This window comes from Erwinia tracheiphila, assembly GCF_021365465.1.
GTDB classification, from domain to species: Bacteria; Pseudomonadota; Gammaproteobacteria; order Enterobacterales; family Enterobacteriaceae; genus Erwinia; species Erwinia tracheiphila.
Genome location: NZ_CP089932.1, coordinates 1,822,788 through 1,846,937, shown reverse-complemented (window position 1 = coordinate 1,846,937; position 24,150 = coordinate 1,822,788). Strand labels below are relative to the sequence as shown.

Here is a 24,150-nt window from a genome sequence, read left to right as displayed (position 1 = left end):
TTATCGAAATGAAGATATCAAAAACAGGCAGATACACAATTTAAATTACAGGCTCTTGCCAAGCAGGTGTTGCTCAAGCTTCTCTGCTTTATAATTATCAAAGCCAACTCTCGCGTTATCACAGCTTCTACCACTTATCTCACCTGCTTCACACTTTTTAAGTGTCTCTTCAGCTTTTTCGTGATTAGCCTGATAATAAGATGCGTCATACTCTTTATCCCCGCATCCGCTCATAGCAAAGAGAGCCACGGTAACAAGTAATACTTTCTTTGACCTGCTCCCTAATGCTGGTCACTTAAGGTGACCAGCAACCTTTTTATCCGGATATTTCCTGCTCTTTACCCTCAACTCTCTCGGGTAACTTCGCTCTCTTCTACCCGGTAACACAAGCCATTTCGCCTGTTCATACAGGGTTCTCAGTTCTCCCGGCATTTTTCCCGGCGAAGCCCAGGGCAGGGTTATCAGCATCCGGATTATTTCGCTTATCGCTCCACTGAAGCTCAGCTGGTAAGGCAGGTAATCTCCTTTCAGATGGAACGCCATCTGCACCATCTGATATCGCACCAGGTTATAAGCCAGCAGTACCCCCCATAGCTCCTGTCTCACCAGCTCCGGCAGGCGACTGCGTAATGTCCACCGGCTGTCCAGCATACCCTGCTTTGCTTCCCGGTAGCCCAGTTCTATTTCCCAGCGGTGGCGATATAGCTCGCTGATATCTTTACCCGGATAGCGATTCGGGTCTGTCAGTGACGTCAGCACCTGCCTCTCTTTACCGTCTACCCTGCGGGTCAGCAGTCTTGCCACCATTTCTTCCGGGACCCCTGGCCATTGCTTCCTGGCTCGTGGACTGGTTTTCAGGCATATCAGTTCATCTCCACGCCCCAAACGGCGAACCACCTGATACTGTACGTGTTTTTTCAACGGCAACAACCAGTGACGGTGTTCTCCTGCTGTCTGCCAGTGATGAAGCAGACCCATCGAATAAAATCCCTTATCGAACAGGGTGATACTGTTATTCGGGGTTTTCTCCGTCAGGTGCTCAGCCAGCCGCATTTCACTGACTTTTTCACTGTCGAATGCACTGGCGGCGATCAGATGGCTGCTCAGCTCCATCAGACAAACCATTCGCACCTGAGGATAGCCGCCTTCGCCGTACTGGCTGCTGTGTTTACTGAAGACGGCTCTGTTTTCCGGCGTATCGGCGGTACGCCAGACCACGCCGTCGACAGCAAACAGATTCAGACCGTGCCATTTTGGATGTGCAGCCTGCTGATTCCAGTGCTGCTGTGTGATATCAAAAAGCTCCCGCACTGCATTTTCACCCAGAGTCTTACGGCGCTGAATGACAGCGCTGCGTGCGGTAAAAGGAGCTCCGGTCCGGTCAGTAATATCCATCAGATTGACGATTTCGGTCATCGGACGATCGCAAAAAATGGACATCCCAACGACAAGCCAAATCATGGATTCGAGGGAAAGTTTACGTTTACGCAAAGTAACGGTATCGGTCAGGGTGAGCGCCTGCTGAATAAGCTCGGGAGGAATAAGGTCGGCGAGACTACGGGCGCGCTCAGGAGTGGCGGCATTGATGATGCCGAGGGCCTGGGAAAGTTCCATTTAAAAAGGGTTCCATGATGAACATAGAACCCTTTTTACCGCATAAACCGGATCGGTCAACCGATCCTTAAATGATCGGCATTAACCTGCTCCCCGTTGATTAATACAGCGCGATGTTAGTAATGTCTTCATAAGTCACATGAGGACATCCCCATGAAGAAGCGATTTTCCGACGAACAGATCATCAGTATTCTCCGCGAGGCCGAAGCCGGGGTTTCGGCCCGGGAACTCTGCCGCAAGCATGCTATTTCAGACGCTACCTTCTACACCGGGCGCAAGAAGTTTGGCGGCATGGAAGTCCCCGAAGTGAAGCGGCTCAAGTCACTTGAAGAGGAGAACGCCCGCCTCAAGAAGCTGCTCGCTGAAGCCATGCTGGATAAGGAGGCGCTTAAGGTGGCTCTGGGCCGAAAGTTCTGACGACAGACCAGAAGCGGGAAGCCGTGGAAGTCATGTGTGAGATAACGGGTCTGTCGCAACGTCGTGCCTGCAGGCTGGCCGGTCTGTCCCTTTCAACCTGCCGTTATTCGGTTCAGCGTCCGGCTGCTGACGCGCAACTATCTCTGCGTATCACAGAGCTGGCACTTGAACGTCGCCGATTTGGTTACCGGCGCATCTGGCAGTTATTGCGTCGGGAGGGCCTTCACGTCAACCACAAGAGGGTTTACCGCATCTATCACCTTAACGGTCTCGGTGTAAAACGCAGGCGACGCCGTAAGGGTCTGGCGACTGAGCGGCTTCCGCTTCTCCGCCCGGATGCGCCGAACCTGACATGGTCGATGGATTTTGTCATGGATGCACTTTCCAGCGGCCGCCGGATTAAGTGCCTGACCTGCGTGGATGATTTCACGAAGGAGTGTCTGACGATCACCGCCGCTTTCGGTATTTCAGGCGTTCAGGTCGCACGTATTCTGGACGGCCTCGCGCTGTTTCGCGGCTATCCGGCAACGATAAGAACCGATCAGGGCCCGGAATTTACCAGCCGTGCGCTCGAACAGTGGGCTTTTGAGCATGGTGTAGAACTGCGACTTATCCAGCCGGGTAAGCCAACACAGAACGGATTTATTGAGAGTTTTAACGGACGCTTTCGGGATGAATGCCTGAATGAGCACTGGTTCAGCGATATTCTTCATGCCCGGAAAATCATTAATGACTGGCGGCAGGATTATAACGAGTCCAGACCTCATTCATCGCTGAATTACCAGACGCCGCTTGAATTTGCAGCATGCTGGCGAAACGGGAAACATGAAGAAAAACCAACCGACATTACTAACTGAAGGTTGTATCTAATACTGGGGGCAGGTCAAATGTTATAAATACCTGGAATAAAGATGAGAAACTAACCTGGGATGCATTATGTGACAAGTTGGTGAAGAACATTGGTAAAAGACCTTCAAGGCAATCATTAAGTAGTCATATCAAAGTTGCTGATTGTTTTAATTCAAAAAAGAAGCTTCTCAAAGCAGGTGTGATGGAAACAAATGTGGTTAAACCTGCTAATTTACAAATTGCCTGCGAAAGGATTAAAAGACTCGAAACTGAGAACAAAGCACTCATGGCCTTGAATAATAAATATTTAGAGCAGTTCAAGATATGGCTATATAATGCTCATTTAAAGCAAATAACAGTTGATGATCTAAATTATCCTTTACCTAAAAAAGATATTTAAATAAATATTTGATAGATTTTAGCTATTGACATGATTAAATATTGTGGTAATTCTTTTAGAGTCAGGATGACATTCACAACAGCAAGGATGCTACTATGAATAAATTAAACAGATATTTACCAGACCAGAAGTTTTTGATACTACTTAATCGCTTTATTCTTAGATACGACGAATCAGACTGCAATAAAGAAAAAATCGTAAAAGATGCCTACCTGTTCTGTGTAGGATACTTTTTGAAGTATCAGCAAGATTATGACAATCCTCATTTAACCGGATCAAGTAATATTATCGCGGTTCTCACCTCTGCTTTACTAAGCCCAAACTTTCATATAATACCTGATACAATTAGTTTGGAAAGAGTTCTCTATTTTTATAAATTCATTGTTGAATATATAATATGGAATGATCACGATGTTGAAACGATATTTAAGCAACAGAAAGTTAGTTTTGACCAACACTCATTTTCGGCGAAAGTAAAAGCAACAAAAAGTAAACTAAAGCAAATTTAAATACTAAGGACCGTAATTACAGAAATTAAAATTACGATCCTTATTTTTAAGTTGGGCTATTCCACTGAATGATCTTACTTTTATCGAAAACGAAACATAATTGTATTCTTTTATCTAGATTATTTAAGGTGTTCTCATCGAAATCCTTGTTGAATATTGAAGATTTTCTTGCTTCCTTATATATTTTTTGATATCGACTGAGCAAGCCAAGCTTATGTTTTTGTATGAAAAAAAAGTGACGCCTTTGATAGTGTATTTGTTATTTGCGAAATTTTTTTGTATATTTCAATTTGCATAATCAAAAATTTCTATAGGATAATCATCAGACTTGATTGTATAGTTATGCACTCTAAAGTCTGTAACTCCTGATAATTTCATTGAAATTTCTATTATCATTATGGGGATTGGTTTAATTACAAAAGAAGTCGGAATTAATAAAACAAGAGATAATCCAATCGATAAACATGATCTTTTAAACGATGAAGGCATGTCTTTTTTTCGAAGAAATAGTGTTGCCGGAATTTGCGATATAATTATAATAGTTAATGAAACAAGAGCTACACTTGCGAGACTTTCAGGAGATGAGTCATCATTAATTTCAATTAAAGAGATAAATAAGGATAGGGCAGTCATAGGAGTTATAGCTATCACTCCAATTAACAACGATGTGAATATCAAATACCATTTTTATTTATATAAAGCTACTCTGTTATATAAAACCCCACCTTTCAAAAAATTTCTATTGAAGAAATACAAGCAAAAAATATTCACTAAAGTCGTTATTGCGAATAAGGCCCATATGTTTTTCGAAGTTAGTTAAAATAATGAATAAAATGCTATGAAAAAAATTGCCGTTGTTGAAAGTATAGATGTTATTAATATCGCTTTGCTCGAATATTCTATTGTTTCAGGGTAACGTTCACTCTTGTAAAATTTGTTGTTGAAGAACAGAATCATTAATGCGGATGGATTATAAAATAAAAGCATGAATAATATTATCGACATGATTAAAAAGAAGGCGATGATATCAAACGTTCTTTCACTCTCTAAAACCAAAGAAAAGACATCAAGACGGCCTAATCTGTTTAGATATATCCAAAGACTTGATGCCCCTAAACAGTAAATTATTCCAGCCAAAGGAACTAAACTTAATAATTTCATTACTATCGGAGAATTTAATTTAAGCGTGGTTTCTTTGTTATCAAGCATTTTCTGACTTTTATTAGTTATTCATCTGTAGCAATCCAAAGAGTGCTTTGAAGATTACTAATCGGAAATTAGCTTTCTTTATTCTCTTTAATGTTCCATGCCGATTGGGACTCAGCTCCCTTACCGCCAGTAGAGGACTGCTCCCAGTGTTGTGTTTTGACCTTAGAAGCTTGGAACTGGTAAGTCATACCAACAGCATCTCTTTGAGACGAGCCATTGAAAATTGCATTGGTAATGAGCACATCTTCAAGGGTGATACGACAGTATTCAATCTGACTACCTCCTGCTTTGCAGACAGATAATTCGACTTTTGCTATATGTTTTCCGTTAGATACATACCGCATGATAGCTGGAGTTGCCTTGTCAATCGCTGCTTGTGCACTGAGGTCAAGATATCTCACTTTACCAGCTCCGCCACCACCGCCAACGGACATGTTTCCGGGCTGGCTTGCACCCCATGTGAATGAGTCAATGTTAATCCATCCAGCATGATTACTGTCTTTAGCCTCGCCACTGATGCCATCGATTTTCAGGTAGATATCCGTGTTCATTCGAGCTTCCTCTTTTCGTTTTCAACTGAATCTGTTTAAATATATTACTGGATCTATAATCGCACAGGGCAAATGCATGGACAACTACCTCGATAAAAACAGATTCCTAAATTACTTTTTAGTCATGGCAAATGCCGAGGCTAATCAGTTAATTAGCCAAGCAAATTTTATCTCAGCGATCCATCTTAAGGATGGTTTTGCCAGATTGCAGTTTCAAAATGAGATCCAGAAATTTATTGATAATCAGATTCATACAATACGTAATTCAAAATCTGAAAATGAGTGCCAGGTATGTGTTCAAAATCTAAAGATTGAGCAAGATTACTTGTCAATTCAGGACCGGATGCTCAGAAGCGGTGAAGCCGTAGTTCATGCTTCAGTAGAATTGGTCAAAGGTTATCAAAACGAACTGGGTTACATCATCAACGGTATAGGGGTGGTAACTGGAGCTTTTCAGGTTGTAACAGGTGTTGGAATCTTTGTAGCTTCCTTTGTCAGCGGAAATGTTGTTGGTGCCGGAGCAGGGCTGTTCCTGGTTATGCACGGGGCCAACTCTGTTGAGGAAAGTGTTTACTCGCTAATAGGCGAGAAAGAACATACTGGATTGGTTAAAGAGGGCTATATTGCTTCTGCTGAATTCCTTGGTTTCGATGCAACTACAGGCAGGGAAGCTTACACAGCAATGGATGTAGGACTTTCAGCATACGGACTATTGAAGTTTACTGTTAAGCCCGATGCCTGGAGATTGTTCAGAAACATACCAAGCGATTATGCCCGTCACTTTAACAATATAAGCAAAGTTTCTCTTGCTCTAAAAATTGTCAGTAATGGGCCTAAATTGAAGCTGATGTATGACCTTCATACAGGAAGAAATGAAAATAATTAAAGAGAATTTTTCTTTATCTTTAAGTATTTCATTGCTTTGTACCCAAATTGCATTGGGATCAAAAATATTACGGATGTATATAAAATAATAGAAACTATGACGAAACCAATAAGATGACCATTGTCATAGTTGAGGACGGATACCAATAAAGCGATAGTCATCAAAGATACTAAAAGCACTCCGGCATAAAATCGTTTTTTTAGTTCTTCCAGAAGAGTTATAAAAGGCTTGTCATCTTTGTCAGAGTATTCCTGTAAGATATTTATTTGGTTATCCGTAAATCCATAATTTTTAAGTTCTTCTCTCGTAATTGTTTCTTTCATAGCTCATCTCCTTCATCACTTACTCTGATTATAACCTATGAGAATCAGTTAAGGAATTCATCTTTTATAAAGGTTTTTTTATGCTGAAGAAGGAAATCAAGAGGAATTGGCGGGATGTAAAATCCCGCATTTAATTATATGCCTTATAGCTTGGAAACAACACCAGTTAAATCAATTACGGTAGTAAAGTTCTGGTTTTCAGTATACTGCGACCAGTTACTTAAATCCGAAAAACTACCGATTTTTGCGGTAACAATAATCAATTCGTCTTTTTTAAAGCTGGCAATATCATTCTCTAAACCATCATAGTATTGGATATGTAAAACTCCCATACATTTCTTTGTATTGACCTGCCCCCAGTATTAGATACAACCTTCAGTTAGTAATGTCGGTTGGTTTTTCTTCATGTTTCCCGTTTCGCCAGCATGCTGCAAATTCAAGCGGCGTCTGGTAATTCAGCGATGAATGAGGTCTGGACTCGTTATAATCCTGCCGCCAGTCATTAATGATTTTCCGGGCATGAAGAATATCGCTGAACCAGTGCTCATTCAGGCATTCATCCCGAAAGCGTCCGTTAAAACTCTCAATAAATCCGTTCTGTGTTGGCTTACCCGGCTGGATAAGTCGCAGTTCTACACCATGCTCAAAAGCCCACTGTTCGAGCGCACAGCAGGTAAATTCCGGGCCCTGATCGGTTCTTATCGTTGCCGGATAGCCGCGAAACAGCGCGAGGCCGTCCAGAATACGTGCGACCTGAACGCCTGAAATACCGAAAGCGGCGGTGATCGTCAGACACTCCTTCGTGAAATCATCCACGCAGGTCAGGCACTTAATCCGGCGGCCGCTGGCAAGTGAATCCATGACAAAATCCATCGACCATGTCAGGTTCGGCGCATCCGGGCGGAGAAGCGGAAGCCGCTCAGTCGCCAGACCCTTACGGCGTCGCCTGCGTTTTACACCGAGACCGTTAAGGTGATAGATGCGGTAAACCCTCTTGTGGTTGACGTGAAGGCCCTCCCGACGCAATAACTGCCAGATGCGCCGGTAACCAAATCGGCGACGTTCAAGTGCCAGCTCTGTGATACGCAGAGATAGTTGCGCGTCAGCAGCCGGACGCTGAACCGAATAACGGCAGGTTGAAAGGGACAGACCGGCCAGCCTGCAGGCACGACGTTGCGACAGACCCGTTATCTCACACATGACTTCCACGGCTTCCCGCTTCTGGTCTGTCGTCAGAACTTTCGGCCCAGAGCCACCTTAAGCGCCTCCTTATCCAGCATGGCTTCAGCGAGCAGCTTCTTGAGGCGGGCGTTCTCCTCTTCAAGTGACTTGAGCCGCTTCACTTCGGGGACTTCCATGCCGCCAAACTTCTTGCGCCCGGTGTAGAAGGTAGCGTCTGAAATAGCATGCTTGCGGCAGAGTTCCCGGGCCGAAACCCCGGCTTCGGCCTCGCGGAGAATACTGATGATCTGTTCGTCGGAAAATCGCTTCTTCATGGGGATGTCCTCATGTGACTTATGAAGACATTACTAACATCGCGCTGTATTAATCAACGGGGAGCAGGTCTCCAGTTGCCTTTGGAACTCACCCAGTTCATTTACTGAAAGATGAGGAAAATGTTTTTGTTTTGGTGCTTTCAGAACACCTACCAGATCTGAGACTGAATTATGCTCTGCTCTGCCAGAAATTACTGCATATGTGAAGATTTGACGACATGCCTGGCGAGTTTTCTTCAGCTTATCAAGAACACCACGATTTTCCATTTTACGAAGAACATCGAGCATCTCCTTAGCATTGATTTCAGCAACAGGTCTTCTGCCTATGTAGGGAAAAACATCTTTCTTAAGGTATTCAAGAATGTCATCAGCATAGCCCTCAGACCAGAAAGGTTTCTTATGTTCATGCCATTCAAGAGCGATAAGCTCAAAGCTGTTGCTGACAGCCATAATTTTCGCGGCCTTGATATCCTGTTTTTGCTGACTTGGGTCACCACCTTCTGACAAGAGTTTCTTAGCTTCAGATCGTTTAATCCTGGCTTCAGCAAGGGTAAGCAATGGATAGGTGCCAAACACTACACGTTTTTCTTTACCTGCAATCCGATACTTAAGCCTCCAACTTTTTGTTCCATTGGGAAAAATTTCCAGATACATACCGCACCATCGGCAAGTTTGTATGACTTTTCTTTCGGCTTAGCAGAGTCAATTTGTCGGGCTGTCAGCTTCATTTGGGGGCATCCATTTGATTGAACCTGGCAATGCCCCCCATCCTGCCCCCAATTGAAACAAGAACGCAATAGGTGACCTTGGACCAAACTGGACCATCGAGAAGTGTTATATTCTGATTTAAAAGGAAAAAGTAGACTAGAAAGGATGTTGATAGAAGAAAAGATGGTACGCCCTACAGGATTCGAACCTGTGACCTACGGCTTAGAAGGCCGGTGCTCTATCCAGCTGAGCTAAGGGCGCATTATGTCGTCAGATTATACGGTGCGATCCCCAGGAGTCAACGATTTTACCCGGTCAATCATTCTGTTGCTGCACTATTGAGCATCGCCCCCTGAAACTGTACCTGACAGTTGCTTGTGCTTCTGACAAAATAGGCACCATTGCCCGTTTCAACTCAACACAGATGGATCCACGCTCTAATGGTAGCTAAGATTATTGACGGTAAGACGATTGCGCAGCAGGTACGACAAGAGATTGCAGAAAAAGTACAGCAGCGCCTCGCCAGGGGGAAACGAGCTCCAGGCTTGGCCGTTGTGCTGGTCGGTGCAGACCCCGCGTCGCAGATTTACGTTGGCAGTAAAAGGCGCGCCTGCGAAGAGGTAGGGTTTCTATCCCATTCTTACGACCTGCCCGACTCGACCAGCGAAATGGAACTTCTCTCACTGATTGATCAGTTAAATCATGACGACACCATTGACGGAGTTTTAGTGCAGTTACCTCTTCCGGCCAATATCGATTACGTTAAGGTACTGGAACATATCTCGCCCTCTAAGGATGTAGACGGCTTCCATCCTTATAATGTTGGCCGACTCTGTCAACGCGCCCCTAAACTTCGCCCATGTACGCCAAAAGGCATAATTACTCTACTGGAACGATACAATATCGATACCTATGGCCTCAACGCAGTAGTCATTGGGGCATCCAATATTGTTGGTCGGCCAATGAGTATGGAACTGCTTCTCGCAGGTTGTACCACCACCGTAACACACCGCTTTACCAAAGATCTGCGCCACCACGTAGAACATGCCGATCTTTTGGTTGTAGCCGTTGGAAAGCCGGGCTTTATCCTTGGTGAGTGGATTAAACCCGGTGCAATCGTCATTGATGTGGGTATCAACCGGCTGGACAACGGCAAGGTGGTCGGAGATGTGGATTTTGATGAAGCGGTGAAGCGCGCTGCCTTTATTACGCCAGTGCCAGGAGGCGTAGGCCCCATGACTGTGGCGACACTGATTCAAAATACGTTGCAAGCCTGTGAAGAACTTAACGATAAAGGAGCGCATTAATGGCAATATTCTCTTTGGGTAAGCATCACCACGTCGACCTGTGCGACCTTCTCAAGCTGGAGGGTTGGGTGGAGAGCGGTGGAGCAGCAAAAGAAGTTATTGCCGCCGGTCAGGTTAAGGTCGATGGACATGTTGAAACCCGTAAACGCTGTAAAATTATTGCAGGGCAGCAGGTAGGGTTTGAAGGAATGTCCGTTAAGGTTATAGCGTGAAAGCAAGACTCCACCTTCATAATAGAGGGTGGTTTTTTGTCTCTGAAGGTGGATTAAAAACCCAAAAATAAACGCATATCCGTTTTCTATAGATTCAGAGAAAACAAACCTTCACCAGAACGTTATTTTATTGTAATGATAAAATGACTCTTTCATAAAAGAAGGCGCTGTTACGGTGAAAATAAACGCCTGCCTGCTATTTAAACCCTGGATAATACAATAAACCAAAATTTTTAATATTTTCGCTATTAAACATACGCTAAGTTAAAAGCCGCCGTTGCCAAAGGCGATTTTTATTGCACTTTTAGGGGTAACTAAAAACAGTGGACTAAAAGCCTGCCTCAACAGAACGTTATTCCAGACAATAAGACCACAGGAAAAACGCAAAAGGCCCCGTCATTCTCAGGCGTCTTTTCCTGTCGGGTCAGGACCCGGCGAAACCGGTTCATCCGGCTGTGCCTCCTCCCGACGACCCGGCGACGGGCCCTGAAGTTCGTGGTTTTACTGGCATCTCATTCCTCTTTACGGGGCGGGATATAAGGCTCGTCACGACGGCTCAACCGGTCTGTTTTGCCCGGGCGCTTCGTCGCCTTTGTCCGGGCAGAGTCCGGGTTTTTGCCCCGGGCATCCCGTCTGAAGAGCACCGGGTGTGTCCGCCACCAGTTTGATGTCATGCCTGTCTGCTGCTGCGACGACCCGTGGCAGAGGAAGCCCCCGGTATCTGTCATCAGACTGGGCTTTACGCCCTGTTTCCCTGTGTACGTGGGGTTGCGTCCTGTTTTTTTTGTCCCGGGCAGCGGTGATGTTGTCATACCGCCATCCATGAGCAGTCCGGGGTGTCCACAGGCCAGTGATCCGTTCTGCCAGAAACGCCCGAAGACACCTGCGTCTCTCCGTTCCCGGAAGCGCCGGGGTGCAGAAGCTGATGAACCTATCCCTGTGGCATTGAGTGCATTCCACTGACAGGCTGTGCTGGGGACGAAGAAAATGGCGTTCATTGCGGCCCGATTATCAACACGTTTTCGGCGCGTACCCGGAGGATGGCGGGTTTTGTGTTCCGGGATAAGCGGAGCGATTTTGTCCCGGAGTTCATCGCTAATCTGCCCTTTACCGCCTGCCATACTTTGCCCTCAGATATGACCGGGATGCATTATACGATGACGCCTTTTGGGACAGCGTCTAAATACTTACAAAACTTATACATCTAAATTTATTATGAATTTTACAGGATAATAAGTAGACAAAAAGAGCCAACAAACCACTATATTCCACGCTGTTATAACCAATAAGTCACCTGACCATCTCGAACGAATAATTCAAATAATCGGCCTGCTGTCCTCATGCAATGGGGTTATCGTATATGTCACGGCCCCAGGCATCAGCATGCTACCTTCAATCGCTTCACCATCAAACGTTATTAGCGTCCGGCCTCTCCTCCTGCCCAGGCCGACAACCCTTACATTTCATAAGTGAACTCGTTACCGGGTTTAGGCGTCAGTTCACTATCAAACGTGAATTCTGCCGCCGAATTCATACAGTCGGGTTCTGGGCCTGACCTTACAAATAATGCTCAGATTAAGCGTATCTTCAACATAATCCTGTGTCAGGCCTGGAAATTCCATCATCTCCCTCCCATCGCGCGACCCATGCTCATCAAAAAATAATCCTGGTCACCATTATCATACTCTGCGAATGATCGAAAAATGGCTGGTATCAACTGCATCCATACCGCTGCCTGATTCATAGTCCAGTGATGGTTATATCTCGTCAGGTTTCGCAAAAAACCAGACAGCTGCACGCTCCGTCCGCGGCGATAGCTTGGTTTAATGCTGTCTGTAAATGCCCGGTAAATCTCATACATTCTGAATAGCAACGCCGGATAGTCGATCACTTTGAAGGAACTCAGCCCGGATTGTGCGATCTGAGCAATCGCCAAACCAAAACAAATCACCAACCGGACTGAGCGATGCAGGTCATCGCACCACTGCCCCGCAGTGAACGACGCCTGATGCAGAAAACCATCCATAAAACCCGCGATAAAAATTATGCCCGCAGACTGATCGCCATGCTGATGTTGCACCGGGGAGACCGTGTCAGCGATGCCACCAGAACACTCTGCTGCCCCGTTCATCTGCCGGACGCCGGATTAACTGGTTTACCCGGCCGGGCGTTGAAGGTCTGAAATCTTTATCCGCCGGGCGTTCCCGCCGCTGGCCTTACGAACATATCTGCACATTGTTACGTGAACTGATAAAGCACTTTCCCGGTGATTCTGGTTATCAGCGTTCACACTGGAGCACTGCGCTTCTGGCAATAAAAATCAACGAGATAACCGGCTGTCAGTTACATGCCGGGACAGTCCGTCGCTGGCTGCCGACAGGCGGTGTGGTGTGGCGCAGGTCCGCACCCCACACAAAGAAGAGAAAATGGCGGCAATAAACACGGCGCGGGTGAAGCGCAGCCGGGAGCATCCTGTGTTTTACGAAGATGAGGTGGATATCCATCTCAGCCCAAAAATCGGTGCAGACTGGCAGGTCCTCGGACAACAAAAACGGGTGGTAACAAAAAAATACTCTCTGGCAGGCGCACGGCATAGTGGCACAGGTAAAGTCAGCTACGTTGGCGGTAATAGCAAAAGTTCGGCGCTGTTTATCAGCCTGTTTAAGCACCTGGAGGCAGGTTACCGGTGTGCAAAAACAGTTACACTGATCGTTGATAACGGCATCATCCACAAGAACCGTGAAGTTCAGCGTGATTTACCCGCTGTGGGTGAACCGCGTTGAACGGTTATGGCAGGCGCTTCACGACACGATAACCGGGAATGATCAGTGCCGTTCAATGTGGCCACTGCTGAAAAAAGTTCGTCACTTTATGGAAACGGCAAGCTCCTTCCCCGGCGGGAAACATGGTCTGGCAAAAGTGTAGCGGTATCAGGCGCAGCTATTTACTGCCCAATTCAAATAAAAAACAATAAGGCCGTACCGAAAGCAGTTGACGCACACGCACACGGGACGTGATTTTTGTCAGCAATAAAATGTACTAGCTCAGACCTGATCTGACAGTTACCGGTTATTTATACAGGTGTCTGTCAGATTACATCTGGTTCAGATTTTTTTCTGCCCAGACTCGTTTACCATCAAGTAACGTGGCCATTGGCGTACGCCCGCAGCACATTTTTCCCTGATGAGTTCGCTCATTATTGTAATGCCACAACCAGTTGTCCAGATCCGTTTGCAGGCTCTCCAGGTCTTCGTATAACTTCTTACGGAACGTAACCTGATAAAAATCCTGCAAAATAGTTTTATGGAAGCGCTCGCAGATGCCGTTCGTCTGCGGAGACATCGCCTTCGTTTTTGTATGGTCGATATCGTTGATGGCCAGATACAGCTGGTAATCATGCTGCTCCACCTTACCACAGTACTCCGTTCCCCTGTCGGTCAGGATCCTCAGCATCGGCAGTCCCTGAGCCTCGTAGAACGGCAGTACGCGATCATTGAGCAGGTCTGCGGCGGTGATCGGCGTTTTACTCGTATACAGCTTGCAGTGTGCCACTTTCGAGTACGTATCCACGAACGTCTGCTGGTAGATACGACCCACACCTTTCAGATTGCCCACGTAGAAGGTGTCCTGCGACCCGAGATAACCCGGGTGAGCAGTTTCGATTTCTCCGCTGGCCTCGTCATCGTGGGCCTTCTTCTCCAGCGCTGCGATTTGAGCGTCGGTAAGCACGATGCCTTCTCTGGCGACCTTTTCCTCAAGTGCCTTCAGGCGTTTACGGAAGTTCTCCAGGTCGTGCCGTTGCCAGATGGAGCGCACGCCGCTACCGGAGATAAACACGCCTTTTTTACGCAGCTCATTACTGGTCCGGTGTTGCCCGTGGGCCGGGAACTCAACGGCATATTCAACAACAGCGCGTTCAGTGGCTTCGTCGGCGCGGTTCTTCAGGTTGGGGACGCGGCGGTTCTGGTTAATCAGCGCATCGATGCCGCCTTCAGCAGCCAGTTCCTGATAACGGTAAAACGTGTCGCGTGACACGCCCATGATCTTGCAGGCTTTTGATACGTTACCGAGTTCTTCGGCGAGATTGAGCAGGCCGGCTTTGTGTTTGATGATGGGATTGTTAGTATGAATCATGAGAGTTACCTCGCGTTTTGTTTAAGGATTAGACACCCATATCAAAACCGGTAACTCTCAACCTTTCAAGGTCCAGTGTCAGATCAAGTCGCGACTAATACAAATAAAACGCCGGAAAAAAATTCCGGCATTATCCTTTCACCCTGGAAAACTGCCCTGCATAACCTTATTTACGTCGCCAGATGCTTCCCTGTGGGCCATCTTCCAAAATAATACCTAACGCGTTTAGCTTATCTCTTGCCACATCGGCCTGAGACCAGTTTTTCTCTTTACGCGCGTCGTTACGCATTTTAATCAGCGCTTCGATTTCAGCGACTTCATCATTAGCACCATCCGATCCTGTGTTCTGCAGAAATGAAGCCGGATCTTGTTTCAGCAGTCCCAATACCCCTGCCAGCTGCCGCATTTTTGCCGCCAGACCATTAGCAGAAACAGCGTCCTCCATCTTAAGCCTGTTGACCTCCCGTGCCATATCAAAAAGCACGGAATACGCTTCTGGCGTATTAAAATCGTCATTCATTGCCTCGCGAAAGCGGGCTTCAAAGCTTTCACCACCGCAGGCCTCCACAGAGACATCCGTATTGCGAAGCGCAGTATAGAGACGCTCAAGACCAGCACGGGCCTGCTTAAGATTATCCTCGCCATAGTTCAACTGGCTGCGATAGTGCCCGGACATCAGGAAATAACGCACCGTCTCCGGGTCATAATGCGCAAGCACATCACGCACCGTGAAGAAATTATTGAGCGATTTCGACATTTTCTCACGATCAACCATTACCATGCCGGAGTGCATCCAGTAATTCACATAAGGCCCGTCGTGGGCGCAGGATGACTGGGCAATCTCATTTTCATGATGAGGAAACATCAGGTCTGAGCCACCGCCATGAATGTCAAAATGCTCACCCAGCTGTTTATAGTTCATGGCTGAACATTCAATATGCCAGCCCGGTCGACCCTCTCCCCAGGGAGAAGGCCAGCCCGGCTCATGCGCTTTTGACATTTTCCACAGTACGAAATCCATCGGATTGCGCTTCACATCCGCAGCCACTTCCACGCGTGCTCCCGCCTGCAATTGCTCCAGATCCTGGCGGGATAACAAGCCATAATCTGCATCGCTTTCCACTGAAAACATCACGTCACCGTTACTGGCAACATAGGCATGCTGATGTTCAATCAACTTGCTCACCAGGGCGATAATATCGTCAATATGTTGGGTTGCCCGAGGTTCAGCATCCGGCGGCAAAATATTTAACGCCGCAAAATCCCTGTGCATTTCGGCAATCATGGTGTCGGTCAATTGCTGGATGCTTTGCTGGTTTTCATTGGCGCGCTTAATGATTTTGTCGTCAATGTCGGTGATGTTGCGGACATATTTCAAAGAATACCCGAGAAAACGCAGGTAACGAGCCACCACATCAAAGGCAACAAAAGTGCGTCCATGGCCAATATGACAAAGGTCGTAAACGGTAATGCCACACACGTACATACCGATTTGTCCGGCATTAATCGGTTTAAATTCCTCTTTCTGACGACTCAGGGTGTTGAAAATCTTAAGCATTGAAACGTTCCGTTTTTATCGTGTACGTGGGGATTTCAGGTTAAACGCTTATTCTGACGTATTGTTAAGCAGAGCGCCATGCCAAACAGGGCAATACCCGTCGGTCATACTGACTCTGCCTCGCTTTTTATGATATAAAAGCGCACTGCTTACGCCTGCAAAGCCGTAATGTGGCGGCACTGGCGCATTGTTTAATTATCTCCACCCTCATAGGATGAAATTATGATCACTTTCCAGACGAATCATGGCGATATCGTTGTTAAAACCTTTGATGATAAAGCGCCTGCTACCGTTAAAAACTTCCTGGATTATTGTCGTGAAGGTTTCTATGACAACACCATTTTCCACCGCGTTATTAATGGATTTATGATTCAGGGCGGCGGCTTCGAACCCGGCATGAACCAGAAGTTGACAAAAGAAGAAATCCGTAACGAAGCCAATAACGGTCTGAAAAATACCAAAGGCACGCTGGCGATGGCGCGCACTCAGGCTCCGCACTCCGCTACTGCACAGTTCTTTATCAACGTAGCTGACAATGACTTTCTGAACTTCCGTGATGAAAGCCTGCAGGGTTGGGGCTACTGCGTGTTTGCCGAAGTGGTTGAAGGCATGGACGTAGTGGAAAAGATCAAAGCAGTCGCAACAGGCCGCAGCGGAATGCACCAAGATGTTCCTAAAGAAGATGTGGTTATTCAGAAAGTGACCGTCAGCGAATAATGTCTTATACGCTGTTTATCGCAGATGTCCATCTGTGTGTGGAAGAACCGGCTATTACTGCCGGTTTTCTTGCTTTTTTACAAGGCGAGGCCCGTCAGGCAGATGCGCTGTATATCCTGGGTGACCTGTTTGAAGCCTGGATCGGCGATGACGAGCCACAGCCTTTGCACACTGCAATCGCCAACGGTCTGCTGGCCTTAACCCGTTCGGGCGTCCCCTGTTATTTTATTCACGGAAACCGTGATTTTCTGCTGGGAAAAGCCTATGCCGATGCCTGTGGGATGACGATGTTGCCAGAGGAGCAAACGCTGGAGCTTTACGGCGAGCGTATATTAATCCTGCATGGCGACACACTGTGTACGGACGACGACGCCTACCAGCGTTTTCGCCACAAGGTTCACCAGCCGTGGCTTCAGAGGCTGTTTCTTGCTTTGCCGCTTTTTGTGCGTAAGCGAATTGCTTCCCGAATGCGCGCTGACAGCAAGCAGGCTAATCGCGACAAGACTATGGCGATTATGGACGTCAATCAAAATGCAGTGGTAGAGGCCATGACACGTCATGATGCCTGCTGTCTTATCCACGGCCACACGCATCGTCCGGCCATTCATCAGCTGACAGTCAATGGACACCCTGCAGAACGTCTGGTATTGGGAGCATGGCATACGCAAGGCTCAATGATCCATGTGACACCGGCAGGCGCTGAACTTATTACGTTCGCCTTTTAGCCTCAACCACATCTTTTTCCTGCGTCATTGACTACATCTGAACTGACACGGTTTCAGTCTCGTTTGCAACATCGTGATTTTTTACGCCGCCAACCCGGCCATTCTGGAGAGTGAAGATATCGTTTGGCGAGATGTTTTCCCCAATCTGCGTCCTGTCGTCACTGCGGGAAAAAACGTACCCTTCGGCAGCGGGAGAGAAAACTGACTGGCAGAGGGATAGTCGTCAGGCAATTGGCCAATCTGGAATCATTAAACACTTCTCGTGATGGAAAAATGATTTTCAGCCTGTCACATCATCCAACCGGGTGGCCGGCCAGGATTCGCGGGATGCCGTATTTTTTCATCTGGATGATGATATGCGCTGCGCCAGCTCGTAAAAGAATGTCAGCTGCAAATTTAGTCTGATCGTCTTAATTCGCAAAATTACCTGATCGTACCGCTGTTTATCGCTGGCGACCCCTGTGCCAACATCGCGCTGAATAGACGTATTATCGATCAGAGCTACCCCCTCGAATCAAACAGCAGCAGAAGTGAAAATGCCCGTCTCTCCTCAGGCTGTTTTTATCCTCAACAGGTTCACCGGTGGTGGGTTAATCATCAAAAAATACGGTTTTCTCCGGCAAGATGAGATCTGTCTCCCCGTGACTTTTCCTTTTTTTGTCTGGCGCCTTTGATGTTTTTTTCAAAATAGCTTCCCGGCTGGAATGTTGTCATTATTCACAGGGGTATCCACTTTAAGTCGATATGAAGCTACGCTGCATAAAACCATAACAGAGCTTTGTCGCTGCAATTTTCAGAGCGAAAATGCGCCTTTTAACTTGTCCTTTTAGCCGTGGCAAAACGGTGATTATGCCGTTCTAAAAGGTGAGACGCCCACAACCAATGACTGGTTCAGATAAAACATCCCTGGCTGTTTTCCCGTTATTACGCAATATCAGGCATGTCGCTCGTTCATGCATGCTGGCGGATTTCGACCCACGCAACCGTTTTCCTCATCGTGCAGTCATGATATTCTCTCTGCCCTCCCCGTCTGATGGCCTGTCAGGCTGACAGATGATATTTGCACAATCACAGGAGTCTCACCCGCATGTCTTCCAATGCCGCACCGGCCCGCATCGCTATTGTTATGGGCTCCCAAAGTGACTGGGCAACCATGCAATTTGCCGCGGAAATTCTCACCTGCCTTGACGTCCCTTTTCATTGCGAAGTGGTTTCAGCACACCGTACGCCAGATAAACTGTTTAGTTTTGCCGAAGGGGCGCTGGAAAATGGCTTTCAGGTGATCATTGCCGGTGCCGGGGGAGCAGCACACCTGCCGGGTATGCTGGCAGCAAAAACCTTGCTGCCCGTGTTGGGCGTGCCCGTACAAAGCGCGGCACTGAGCGGCGTGGATAGCCTTTACTCTATCGTGCAGATGCCGCGCGGTATTCCAGTTGGTACATTGGCGATTGGCAAAGCCGGTGCGGCCAATGCTGCACTGCTGGCCGCGCAAATTCTGGCTCTGCACGATAAGCAACTGGCTTCACGTCTTGCCAGCTGGCGCCAGACGCAGACAGACGAAGTGCTTAATAATTCGGACCCCAGGGAGGATGCATGAAGCCAGTTTGTGTATTAGGGAACGGCCAGCTGGGTCGGATGCTGCGTCAGGCAGGTGAGCCGCTGGGCATTGCCGTCTGGCCCGTAGGGCTTGATGCCGAGCCAGAAGCATTGCCCATCGCGCAAAGCGTGATCACCGCAGAAATTGAACGTTGGCCGGAAACTGCGCTGACGCGTGAACTGGCAGATCATGATGCCTTTGTGAACCGTGATATTTTTCCACTACTGGCAGACCGCCTGACGCAAAAACAGCTGTTGGATCAGCTGAATTTGCCCACGGCACCCTGGCAATTGCTGACGCATGCTGATGATTGGGCACAGGTATTTGCCACGCTGGGGGAGCTGGCCATCGTCAAACGACGTACGGGTGGCTACGACGGACGTGGGCAATGGCGTTTACATGCGGATGAAACCGGGACACTACCCGCAGAGTGTTACGGGGAGTGCATTGTTGAGCAAGGTATTCATTTTTCAGGGGAAGTATCGCTGGTTGGCGCCCGTGGAAAAAATGGTAATACGGTGTTCTATCCGCTTACGCACAATCTGCACCAGGAAGGCATTCTGCGCACCAGCGTGGCACTGCCCACCCCCGACAGGACCCAGCAACAGCAGGCTGAAACCATGCTGTCGGCAATTATGAATGAGCTTAACTATGTTGGCGTGATGGCAATGGAATGTTTTGTTATACCGCAGGGATTGCTGATCAATGAACTGGCTCCTCGCGTGCATAACAGCGGTCACTGGACACAAAACGGCGCATCCATTAGCCAGTTCGAGCTTCATTTGCGCGCTATTCTGAATTTGCCACTGCCTGAGCCGGTAGTCAGTGTCCCTTCAGTCATGGTTAATTTGATCGGGACGGCGGTCAATATCGACTGGCTAAACCAGCCGCTGGTACACCTGCACTGGTATGAAAAAGAGGTGCGCCCTGGCCGTAAAGTTGGCCATCTGAATCTGTCAGATGTCAGTACGCCAGCTCTGCAATCTGCGCTCAGTGCGCTGGTGCCCATACTACCGGAAGAGTATACCAGCGGCATTGCCTGGGCAGCAGAAAGATTGCAAAACGGTCAGCGTCACTGATCGAAAAAACCGCCCGTCGGTGAACGATATCCTTATCGACAAAGATCGACATTTTTGGATACTCTTCTGCCAGAGGCGGTTTCTTTTTTCTGCATCATCCTGAGTGGCAGGCGGTGCGACCCATGCCGATTTTCCTGTCAGTCGGAGTGATAGTGTCGGAACAATGCTTTTCCCTTCAGCAACCGGACACCCAGCCAGCCACCACACAGCGACAACAGCACTGCGCCAGCCAACGGCAAAGTAATCCACAGCAGAAAATCCGGCTGCCACGGAAAATCAAAAACCTTACGCTGTAGTCCCCACAGTGCAACCTCTGTGCCAATGGCCGCCGCAACGCCGGAAACCAGTCCCAACAAGGCGAATTCGTACCATAGAGTTGCCCGTAGCAGCTTTTTACTGGCTCCCAGCGTGCGCCAGACCACCAGCTCCTGCCTGCGCTGACGCATGCCAACCTGCACCTGAGCCAGCAACAGCAGCCCCCCGCAGGCCGTCACCAATACCACCATAATCTCCATTGCCCGGCTAATCTGGGCCAGCACCTGGTCTATCTGCCGCAGGATCGCGCCAATATCCAGCAGGTTCAGGGTCGGAAACCGTCGATTGAGCTGGGCCAGCAGTTCACTATTACCCTCAAGTCGAAAACTGGTCAGCCAGGCCTGGGGTTGATCGTCCAGCACGTGAGACGGAAAAATAAACAAAAAATTCGGCTTCAGACTCTCCCAGTCCACTTTGCGCAGACTGGTCACTTTTGCCGAAAATGTCTGCGTATCAGCAGTAAACGTCAGGGTGTCCCCAGGTCCGACGCCAAGCCGCTCTGCCAGGGTCACCTCCATTGACACTTCGCCTTTTTGCGGTGGCCAATTGCCCGCAGTCAGTGGGTTATGGTCTGGCAGTCTGTCCTGCCAGGTCAGATTCAGTTCCCGATTAAGTGCATTATCGCGTGAGGGATCAGCCTGTTGATGATTGATTTCCGTCAGTCGCGCCCTGACGACAGGATAAAAACTTTGTGGTTCAACATGGTGTTGCTGCAAAAAACTGTTAACCTGGGGCACCTGATCCCGGGTCAGATTCAGCAAAAAGTAATTTGGGCTGTCCGAAGGAAGCTGCTGTTGCCAGCGTTCGAGCAGATCGCCACGCATGACCAGCAGCAGCGCCAGCAGCATAAAAGAAAAAGAAAACGCCGCCAGCTGGCTGAGAGTGGTCCAGGGTTGACACAGCAAGCGCATGGCCGCCAGACGAAAGGGCAGGCTGCGTATGGAGAGACGCCGTAGCATCTTTAGTCCCAGCCAGCCGATACCACCTAAGAGTAATGAAAGCAACACAATCCCCCCCACCAACACCCACAGCAGCTTGCTGCCTCCTACCAGCAAGGACAGCATTGCAACCACCAACAGCGCCATCGCCGGAAGGTAATACTTAAGCGGCCAGATATTGGCGACGGCATCTCTTCTCAACACCCGCAAAGGCTGCGTTGCCAGCAGTAAACGATAGGGGCGCACTCCCACCATAAATGAAATAATAAACAGCGCCCCCATTGCCGACAGCCAGGGCCACGCGCTTGCAGCCGGTAATACGCCGGGCAGAACCGGCTGCAGCATTTTCAGCAAAACCCGCTCAAAACCTACCCCCATCAGGCTGCCAGACACGCCCGCCAGCAGTAATACCGCCAGCCACTGCCCGACAATCAACTTACTTAAGGCCGCTCGGTTAGCACCCAGCGTTTTCAGTACGGCGATCAGATCGTAACGACTTCGACAGTAATGGCTCATTGCCACAGTCAGCGCGGCAATGGCCAGCATCAACGTTAACAGGGAGGACAGCAGCAAAAACTGCTGGGCCCGCTGCACAGACTTACCCAACGCATCGTCTGAATTATCAATGCTGATCCAGCGCTGATCCGGCCTAATATTGGATTCGATAAAGCGGTCATAGCCTGCCAGCTGCACGGGCGTACCGGAAAATTTATAACGCCAGGTCAGGCGGCTGCCGGGCTGCACCGCACCGGTTTTTTGCACGTCGGCCAGATTCATCAGCAGCCCTGGTACAGTCTGAAAAGGGTTAAAGCCGCTATCCGGCTCCTGAATAACTTCACCGACGATGCGTAGTGTCGTATCCCCAACGTCAATATTGTCGCCCACTTTCAGATTGAGCAATGCCAACAGGCGTGGTGCTGCCAGCACCGTTCCTTCCGCGGGTTTCAGTTCTGGAGGACGGGTCACCAGCTTACCGAACATGGGATAAAGGTCATCCACCGCCTTTACCGCGGCCAGTTGCGGCACATCACCCGAAAACGTCATGGTCATAAACGTCAACTGACGCCCAACCTGCAATCCAGCCTCACGGGCTTTATCCAGCCATGCCTGCGGCACTTCACGCGAACTTTGTAATGTCCGGTCACCTGCCATAAAGTCACGACTCTGCTGGGTAAGCCCTTTCTCCATCCTGTCGCTCAGAGAACCCAGTGCCAGTACACAGGCGACAGCCAGCGTTAATGCCAGCCAGACAATCAGCAGCGAAGGAGATTTCCACTCGCGCCAGAACCAACGCCAGATCATGCTTCCTCCCAGAGTTTGCCATCCCGAACCCGCAGCCGCCGGTCGCATCGCGCCGCCAGATGTTCATCGTGCGTGACCAGAATCAACGTGGTGGAAAAATCACGATTGAGAGAAAACAGCAAATCAGCAATACGATCGCCCGTTTTTCTGTCGAGGTTACCGGTTGGTTCATCGGCAAACAAAAGTGCCGGGCGACCACTAAAGGCTCTGGCAAGCGCAACCCTCTGTTGTTCGCCGCCGGAAAGCTGCGATGGCAAATGATGCAGACGTTCAGCCAGCCCAAGCTGGGTCAGTAAATTGCGTGCCTGTTCAAGGCATTGCCGGTCATTGTCCCCACGCAACAGCGCCGGAAGCTGTACATTTTCCAGCGCGTTCAGGGTGGGCACCAGCATAAACGACTGAAAAACGAAACCGATATTTTTCGCCCGCAGTTCCGCCCGCTGCTCCTCATCCATTTGATGCAAAGGAGCACCCAGCAGAAAAACCTCACCATCACTGCCATCATCCAGACCGGCAAGAATACCCAGCAGGGTGGATTTACCCGAACCTGACTCGCCAATCAGGGCAATGGTTTCCGCTGGTTTGACAACAAGCTCAACTCCGGTAAGGATAGAAAGCTGATGCTCACCCTCACCGACGGACTTACTAAGACGATGAACTTCAACAATGTTTTCCGCTGGCATTATCCTTTCCTGATTGTCATGTTACTGATGACGTTCCGTGCAACGGCAGCGGATACGTTACTGGTTCTTGGCGACAGTCTCAGCGCCGGTTATCAGATGTCTGCAACCGCTGCATGGCCTGCCCTGCTTAACGATAAATGGCAAAAATCTCCCGTAATCGTTAACGGTAGCATAAGCGGCGATACTGCGACGCAGGGGCTGGCGCGTTTACCTCCCTTGCTTAAGCAGCATCAACCGCGTTGGGTCCTGATTGAGCTTGGGGGCAATGACGGTTTACGTGGTTTTCCACCACAGGACATTGCAGAAGATCTCAGTAAAATCATTATGCAAATCAAGGCAGCAGACGCACAGCCTCTGCTAATGCAAATTCGGTTACCCGCCAACTATGGCAGACGTTATACTCAGTCTTTTAGCGACATTTACCCTAGGCTGGCTAAAGAATTTGCGGTTCCGCTGGTGCCTTTTTTTATGGAGCAGGTTTACCTGAAACCTGAATGGATGCAGCAGGATGGCATTCACCCCGCCCCCGACGCTCAACCCTTTATTGCTGACTTCATGGCAAAAGCGTTGGTACCGCTAGTAAAGCATGAGTAACGGGCTTCACCGATTATCCACAGGTAA

General features: G+C 48.5%; 22 protein-coding genes, 1 tRNA gene and 3 pseudogenes. 13 read left to right on the top strand and 13 right to left on the bottom strand.

From position 1 onward, the window contains the following. Window positions 1-45: 45 nt before the first annotated feature. Both LU633_RS09705 and LU633_RS09700 read right to left on the bottom strand, forming a co-directional pair. Entirely contained in the window at window positions 46-234 is a 189-nt protein-coding gene (locus tag LU633_RS09705; RefSeq protein WP_046371988.1) for an EexN family lipoprotein, read from the bottom strand. A 57-nt stretch (window positions 235-291) separates the two neighbouring features. Continuing rightward, window positions 292-1,614, bottom strand: a complete 1,323-nt coding sequence (locus LU633_RS09700) for an IS4 family transposase (protein WP_046371795.1) — start codon at window positions 1,612-1,614, stop codon at window positions 292-294. Window positions 1,615-1,767: 153 nt separating this feature from the next. Between LU633_RS09700 and LU633_RS09695 the strand changes: the two genes are divergently transcribed. From LU633_RS09695 to LU633_RS09680, 4 genes are all read left to right on the top strand, one after another. After that, window positions 1,768-2,888, top strand: a protein-coding gene (locus LU633_RS09695) for an IS3 family transposase (protein ID WP_152664161.1) whose coding sequence is annotated in 2 segments (ribosomal slippage) — window positions 1,768-2,026 and window positions 2,026-2,888 — 1,122 coding nt in all. Because the reading frame shifts where the segments join, the coding sequence is not laid out codon by codon here. Continuing rightward, the gene (locus tag LU633_RS09690) at window positions 2,885-3,280 is read left to right on the top strand and encodes a hypothetical protein (protein WP_046371987.1); all 396 of its coding nucleotides are present in this window, start codon (window positions 2,885-2,887) and stop codon (window positions 3,278-3,280) included. Before LU633_RS09695 ends, LU633_RS09690 begins: the two co-directional genes overlap by 4 nt. 95 nt (window positions 3,281-3,375) lie before the next feature. Beyond that, window positions 3,376-3,789: a hypothetical protein gene (locus LU633_RS09685; protein WP_016192205.1), complete on the top strand. Its 414-nt coding sequence runs from the start codon at window positions 3,376-3,378 to the stop codon at window positions 3,787-3,789. Between the two features lie 397 nt (window positions 3,790-4,186). Further along, entirely contained in the window at window positions 4,187-4,609 is a 423-nt protein-coding gene (locus tag LU633_RS09680) for a hypothetical protein (RefSeq protein WP_016192206.1), read from the top strand. 457 nt (window positions 4,610-5,066) lie between these two features. Here the strand turns inward: LU633_RS09680 and LU633_RS09675 are convergent, their stop codons facing one another. After that, window positions 5,067-5,549, bottom strand: a complete 483-nt coding sequence (locus LU633_RS09675) for an Hcp family type VI secretion system effector (RefSeq protein ID WP_016192208.1) — start codon at window positions 5,547-5,549, stop codon at window positions 5,067-5,069. A 76-nt stretch (window positions 5,550-5,625) separates the two neighbouring features. Between LU633_RS09675 and LU633_RS09670 the strand changes: the two genes are divergently transcribed. Then, window positions 5,626-6,435: a DUF4225 domain-containing protein gene (locus LU633_RS09670; RefSeq protein ID WP_016192209.1), complete on the top strand. Its 810-nt coding sequence runs from the start codon at window positions 5,626-5,628 to the stop codon at window positions 6,433-6,435. On the opposite strand, the gene LU633_RS09665 is transcribed toward LU633_RS09670, so the two are convergent. The 5 genes and pseudogenes from LU633_RS09665 to LU633_RS09645 form a co-directional block, all read right to left on the bottom strand. Continuing rightward, window positions 6,432-6,758 carry a hypothetical protein gene (locus LU633_RS09665; protein WP_016192210.1) on the bottom strand — a complete coding sequence of 109 codons (327 nt, stop codon included), beginning with the start codon at window positions 6,756-6,758 and terminating at the stop codon, window positions 6,432-6,434. The two genes, LU633_RS09670 and LU633_RS09665, sit on opposite strands and share 4 nt — an antisense overlap. Before the next feature lie 143 nt (window positions 6,759-6,901). Next, on the bottom strand, window positions 6,902-7,090 hold the full coding sequence (locus tag LU633_RS09660; RefSeq protein WP_016192211.1) for a hypothetical protein: 189 nt from the start codon (window positions 7,088-7,090) through the stop codon (window positions 6,902-6,904). 43 nt (window positions 7,091-7,133) lie between these two features. Then, a protein-coding gene (locus LU633_RS09655) for an IS3 family transposase (protein WP_152664191.1) occupies window positions 7,134-8,254 on the bottom strand; the annotation gives its coding sequence in 2 pieces (ribosomal slippage) (window positions 7,134-7,996 and window positions 7,996-8,254; 1,122 coding nt in all). A 60-nt stretch (window positions 8,255-8,314) separates the two neighbouring features. Then, window positions 8,315-8,982: pseudogene (locus tag LU633_RS09650) on the bottom strand (tyrosine-type recombinase/integrase); the annotation flags it as partial. Window positions 8,983-9,146: 164 nt separating this feature from the next. Next, window positions 9,147-9,223: transfer RNA gene (locus LU633_RS09645), tRNA-Arg, on the bottom strand. Window positions 9,224-9,402: 179 nt separating this feature from the next. Here LU633_RS09645 and folD point away from each other — a divergent pair. Together folD and ybcJ are read left to right on the top strand one after the other, a co-directional pair. After that, the gene (folD, locus tag LU633_RS09640) at window positions 9,403-10,269 is read left to right on the top strand and encodes a bifunctional methylenetetrahydrofolate dehydrogenase/methenyltetrahydrofolate cyclohydrolase FolD (RefSeq protein ID WP_016192214.1); all 867 of its coding nucleotides are present in this window, start codon (window positions 9,403-9,405) and stop codon (window positions 10,267-10,269) included. Beyond that, on the top strand, window positions 10,269-10,481 hold the full coding sequence (gene ybcJ / locus LU633_RS09635) for a ribosome-associated protein YbcJ (protein WP_016192215.1): 213 nt from the start codon (window positions 10,269-10,271) through the stop codon (window positions 10,479-10,481). The genes folD and ybcJ overlap by 1 nt, the downstream gene beginning before the upstream one ends. Before the next feature lie 342 nt (window positions 10,482-10,823). Here ybcJ and LU633_RS09630 read toward each other — a convergent pair. After that, window positions 10,824-11,602: pseudogene (locus tag LU633_RS09630) on the bottom strand (IS5 family transposase); the annotation flags it as partial. A gap of 845 nt (window positions 11,603-12,447) precedes the next feature. Between LU633_RS09630 and LU633_RS09625 the strand changes: the two are divergent. Next, window positions 12,448-13,406: pseudogene (locus tag LU633_RS09625) on the top strand (IS630 family transposase). Window positions 13,407-13,574: 168 nt separating this feature from the next. Here LU633_RS09625 and LU633_RS09620 read toward each other — a convergent pair. Both LU633_RS09620 and cysS read right to left on the bottom strand, forming a co-directional pair. Continuing rightward, complete coding sequence (locus tag LU633_RS09620) at window positions 13,575-14,615, bottom strand: IS481 family transposase (protein ID WP_046371813.1); 1,041 nt, start codon at window positions 14,613-14,615, stop codon at window positions 13,575-13,577. Window positions 14,616-14,781: 166 nt separating this feature from the next. Next, window positions 14,782-16,173, bottom strand: a complete 1,392-nt coding sequence (gene cysS / locus LU633_RS09615; protein WP_016192218.1) for a cysteine--tRNA ligase — start codon at window positions 16,171-16,173, stop codon at window positions 14,782-14,784. A 222-nt stretch (window positions 16,174-16,395) separates the two neighbouring features. Here cysS and ppiB point away from each other — a divergent pair, with 222 nt between their 5' ends. The 4 genes from ppiB (at window position 16,396) to purK (ending at window position 20,291) form a co-directional block, all read left to right on the top strand. Beyond that, complete coding sequence (gene ppiB / locus LU633_RS09610) at window positions 16,396-16,890, top strand: peptidylprolyl isomerase B (protein ID WP_016192219.1); 495 nt, start codon at window positions 16,396-16,398, stop codon at window positions 16,888-16,890. After that, a complete protein-coding gene (gene lpxH, locus LU633_RS09605) occupies window positions 16,890-17,615 on the top strand; it encodes a UDP-2,3-diacylglucosamine diphosphatase (protein WP_016192220.1) in 726 nt (241 codons plus the stop codon). Before ppiB ends, lpxH begins: the two co-directional genes overlap by 1 nt. A 1,087-nt stretch (window positions 17,616-18,702) precedes the next feature. Further along, a complete protein-coding gene (purE, locus tag LU633_RS09600; RefSeq protein WP_016192221.1) occupies window positions 18,703-19,212 on the top strand; it encodes a 5-(carboxyamino)imidazole ribonucleotide mutase in 510 nt (169 codons plus the stop codon). Further along, on the top strand, window positions 19,209-20,291 hold the full coding sequence (gene purK, locus LU633_RS09595) for a 5-(carboxyamino)imidazole ribonucleotide synthase (RefSeq protein ID WP_016192222.1): 1,083 nt from the start codon (window positions 19,209-19,211) through the stop codon (window positions 20,289-20,291). The genes purE and purK overlap by 4 nt, the downstream gene beginning before the upstream one ends. 137 nt (window positions 20,292-20,428) lie before the next feature. Here purK and ybbP read toward each other — a convergent pair whose 3' ends face one another. Together ybbP and ybbA are read right to left on the bottom strand one after the other, a co-directional pair. Further along, window positions 20,429-22,846, bottom strand: a complete 2,418-nt coding sequence (gene ybbP, locus LU633_RS09590; protein ID WP_016192223.1) for a putative ABC transporter permease subunit YbbP — start codon at window positions 22,844-22,846, stop codon at window positions 20,429-20,431. Continuing rightward, window positions 22,843-23,529, bottom strand: a complete 687-nt coding sequence (gene ybbA / locus LU633_RS09585; protein ID WP_016192224.1) for a putative ABC transporter ATP-binding protein YbbA — start codon at window positions 23,527-23,529, stop codon at window positions 22,843-22,845. The genes ybbP and ybbA overlap by 4 nt, the downstream gene beginning before the upstream one ends. On the opposite strand from ybbA, the gene tesA reads away from it, so the two are divergent. Next, window positions 23,500-24,123 (top strand): multifunctional acyl-CoA thioesterase I/protease I/lysophospholipase L1, encoded by a 624-nt coding sequence (gene tesA / locus LU633_RS09580; RefSeq protein ID WP_016192225.1) that lies wholly within the window; start codon window positions 23,500-23,502, stop codon window positions 24,121-24,123. The two genes, ybbA and tesA, sit on opposite strands and share 30 nt — an antisense overlap. The last annotated feature ends 27 nt before the right edge of the window (window positions 24,124-24,150 follow it).

Excerpts from the sequence above, each read along its gene's own strand:
- LU633_RS09705 (WP_046371988.1), bottom strand. The coding sequence starts at position 234 with ATGAGCGGATGCGGGGATAAAGAGTATGACGCATCTTATTATCAGGCT.
- LU633_RS09700 (WP_046371795.1), bottom strand. The coding sequence starts at position 1,614 with ATGGAACTTTCCCAGGCCCTCGGCATCATCAATGCCGCCACTCCTGAG.
- LU633_RS09685 (WP_016192205.1), top strand. The coding sequence starts at position 3,376 with ATGAATAAATTAAACAGATATTTACCAGACCAGAAGTTTTTGATACTA.
- LU633_RS09680 (WP_016192206.1), top strand. The coding sequence starts at position 4,187 with ATGGGGATTGGTTTAATTACAAAAGAAGTCGGAATTAATAAAACAAGA.
- LU633_RS09675 (WP_016192208.1), bottom strand. The coding sequence starts at position 5,549 with ATGAACACGGATATCTACCTGAAAATCGATGGCATCAGTGGCGAGGCT.
- LU633_RS09670 (WP_016192209.1), top strand. The coding sequence starts at position 5,626 with ATGGACAACTACCTCGATAAAAACAGATTCCTAAATTACTTTTTAGTC.
- LU633_RS09665 (WP_016192210.1), bottom strand. The coding sequence starts at position 6,758 with ATGAAAGAAACAATTACGAGAGAAGAACTTAAAAATTATGGATTTACG.
- LU633_RS09660 (WP_016192211.1), bottom strand. The coding sequence starts at position 7,090 with ATGGGAGTTTTACATATCCAATACTATGATGGTTTAGAGAATGATATT.
- folD (WP_016192214.1), top strand. The coding sequence starts at position 9,403 with ATGGTAGCTAAGATTATTGACGGTAAGACGATTGCGCAGCAGGTACGA.
- ybcJ (WP_016192215.1), top strand. The coding sequence starts at position 10,269 with ATGGCAATATTCTCTTTGGGTAAGCATCACCACGTCGACCTGTGCGAC.
- LU633_RS09620 (WP_046371813.1), bottom strand. The coding sequence starts at position 14,615 with ATGATTCATACTAACAATCCCATCATCAAACACAAAGCCGGCCTGCTC.
- cysS (WP_016192218.1), bottom strand. The coding sequence starts at position 16,173 with ATGCTTAAGATTTTCAACACCCTGAGTCGTCAGAAAGAGGAATTTAAA.
- ppiB (WP_016192219.1), top strand. The coding sequence starts at position 16,396 with ATGATCACTTTCCAGACGAATCATGGCGATATCGTTGTTAAAACCTTT.
- lpxH (WP_016192220.1), top strand. The coding sequence starts at position 16,890 with ATGTCTTATACGCTGTTTATCGCAGATGTCCATCTGTGTGTGGAAGAA.
- purE (WP_016192221.1), top strand. The coding sequence starts at position 18,703 with ATGTCTTCCAATGCCGCACCGGCCCGCATCGCTATTGTTATGGGCTCC.
- purK (WP_016192222.1), top strand. The coding sequence starts at position 19,209 with ATGAAGCCAGTTTGTGTATTAGGGAACGGCCAGCTGGGTCGGATGCTG.
- ybbP (WP_016192223.1), bottom strand. The coding sequence starts at position 22,846 with ATGATCTGGCGTTGGTTCTGGCGCGAGTGGAAATCTCCTTCGCTGCTG.
- tesA (WP_016192225.1), top strand. The coding sequence starts at position 23,500 with ATGAACTTCAACAATGTTTTCCGCTGGCATTATCCTTTCCTGATTGTC.
- ybbA (WP_016192224.1), bottom strand. The coding sequence starts at position 23,529 with ATGCCAGCGGAAAACATTGTTGAAGTTCATCGTCTTAGTAAGTCCGTC.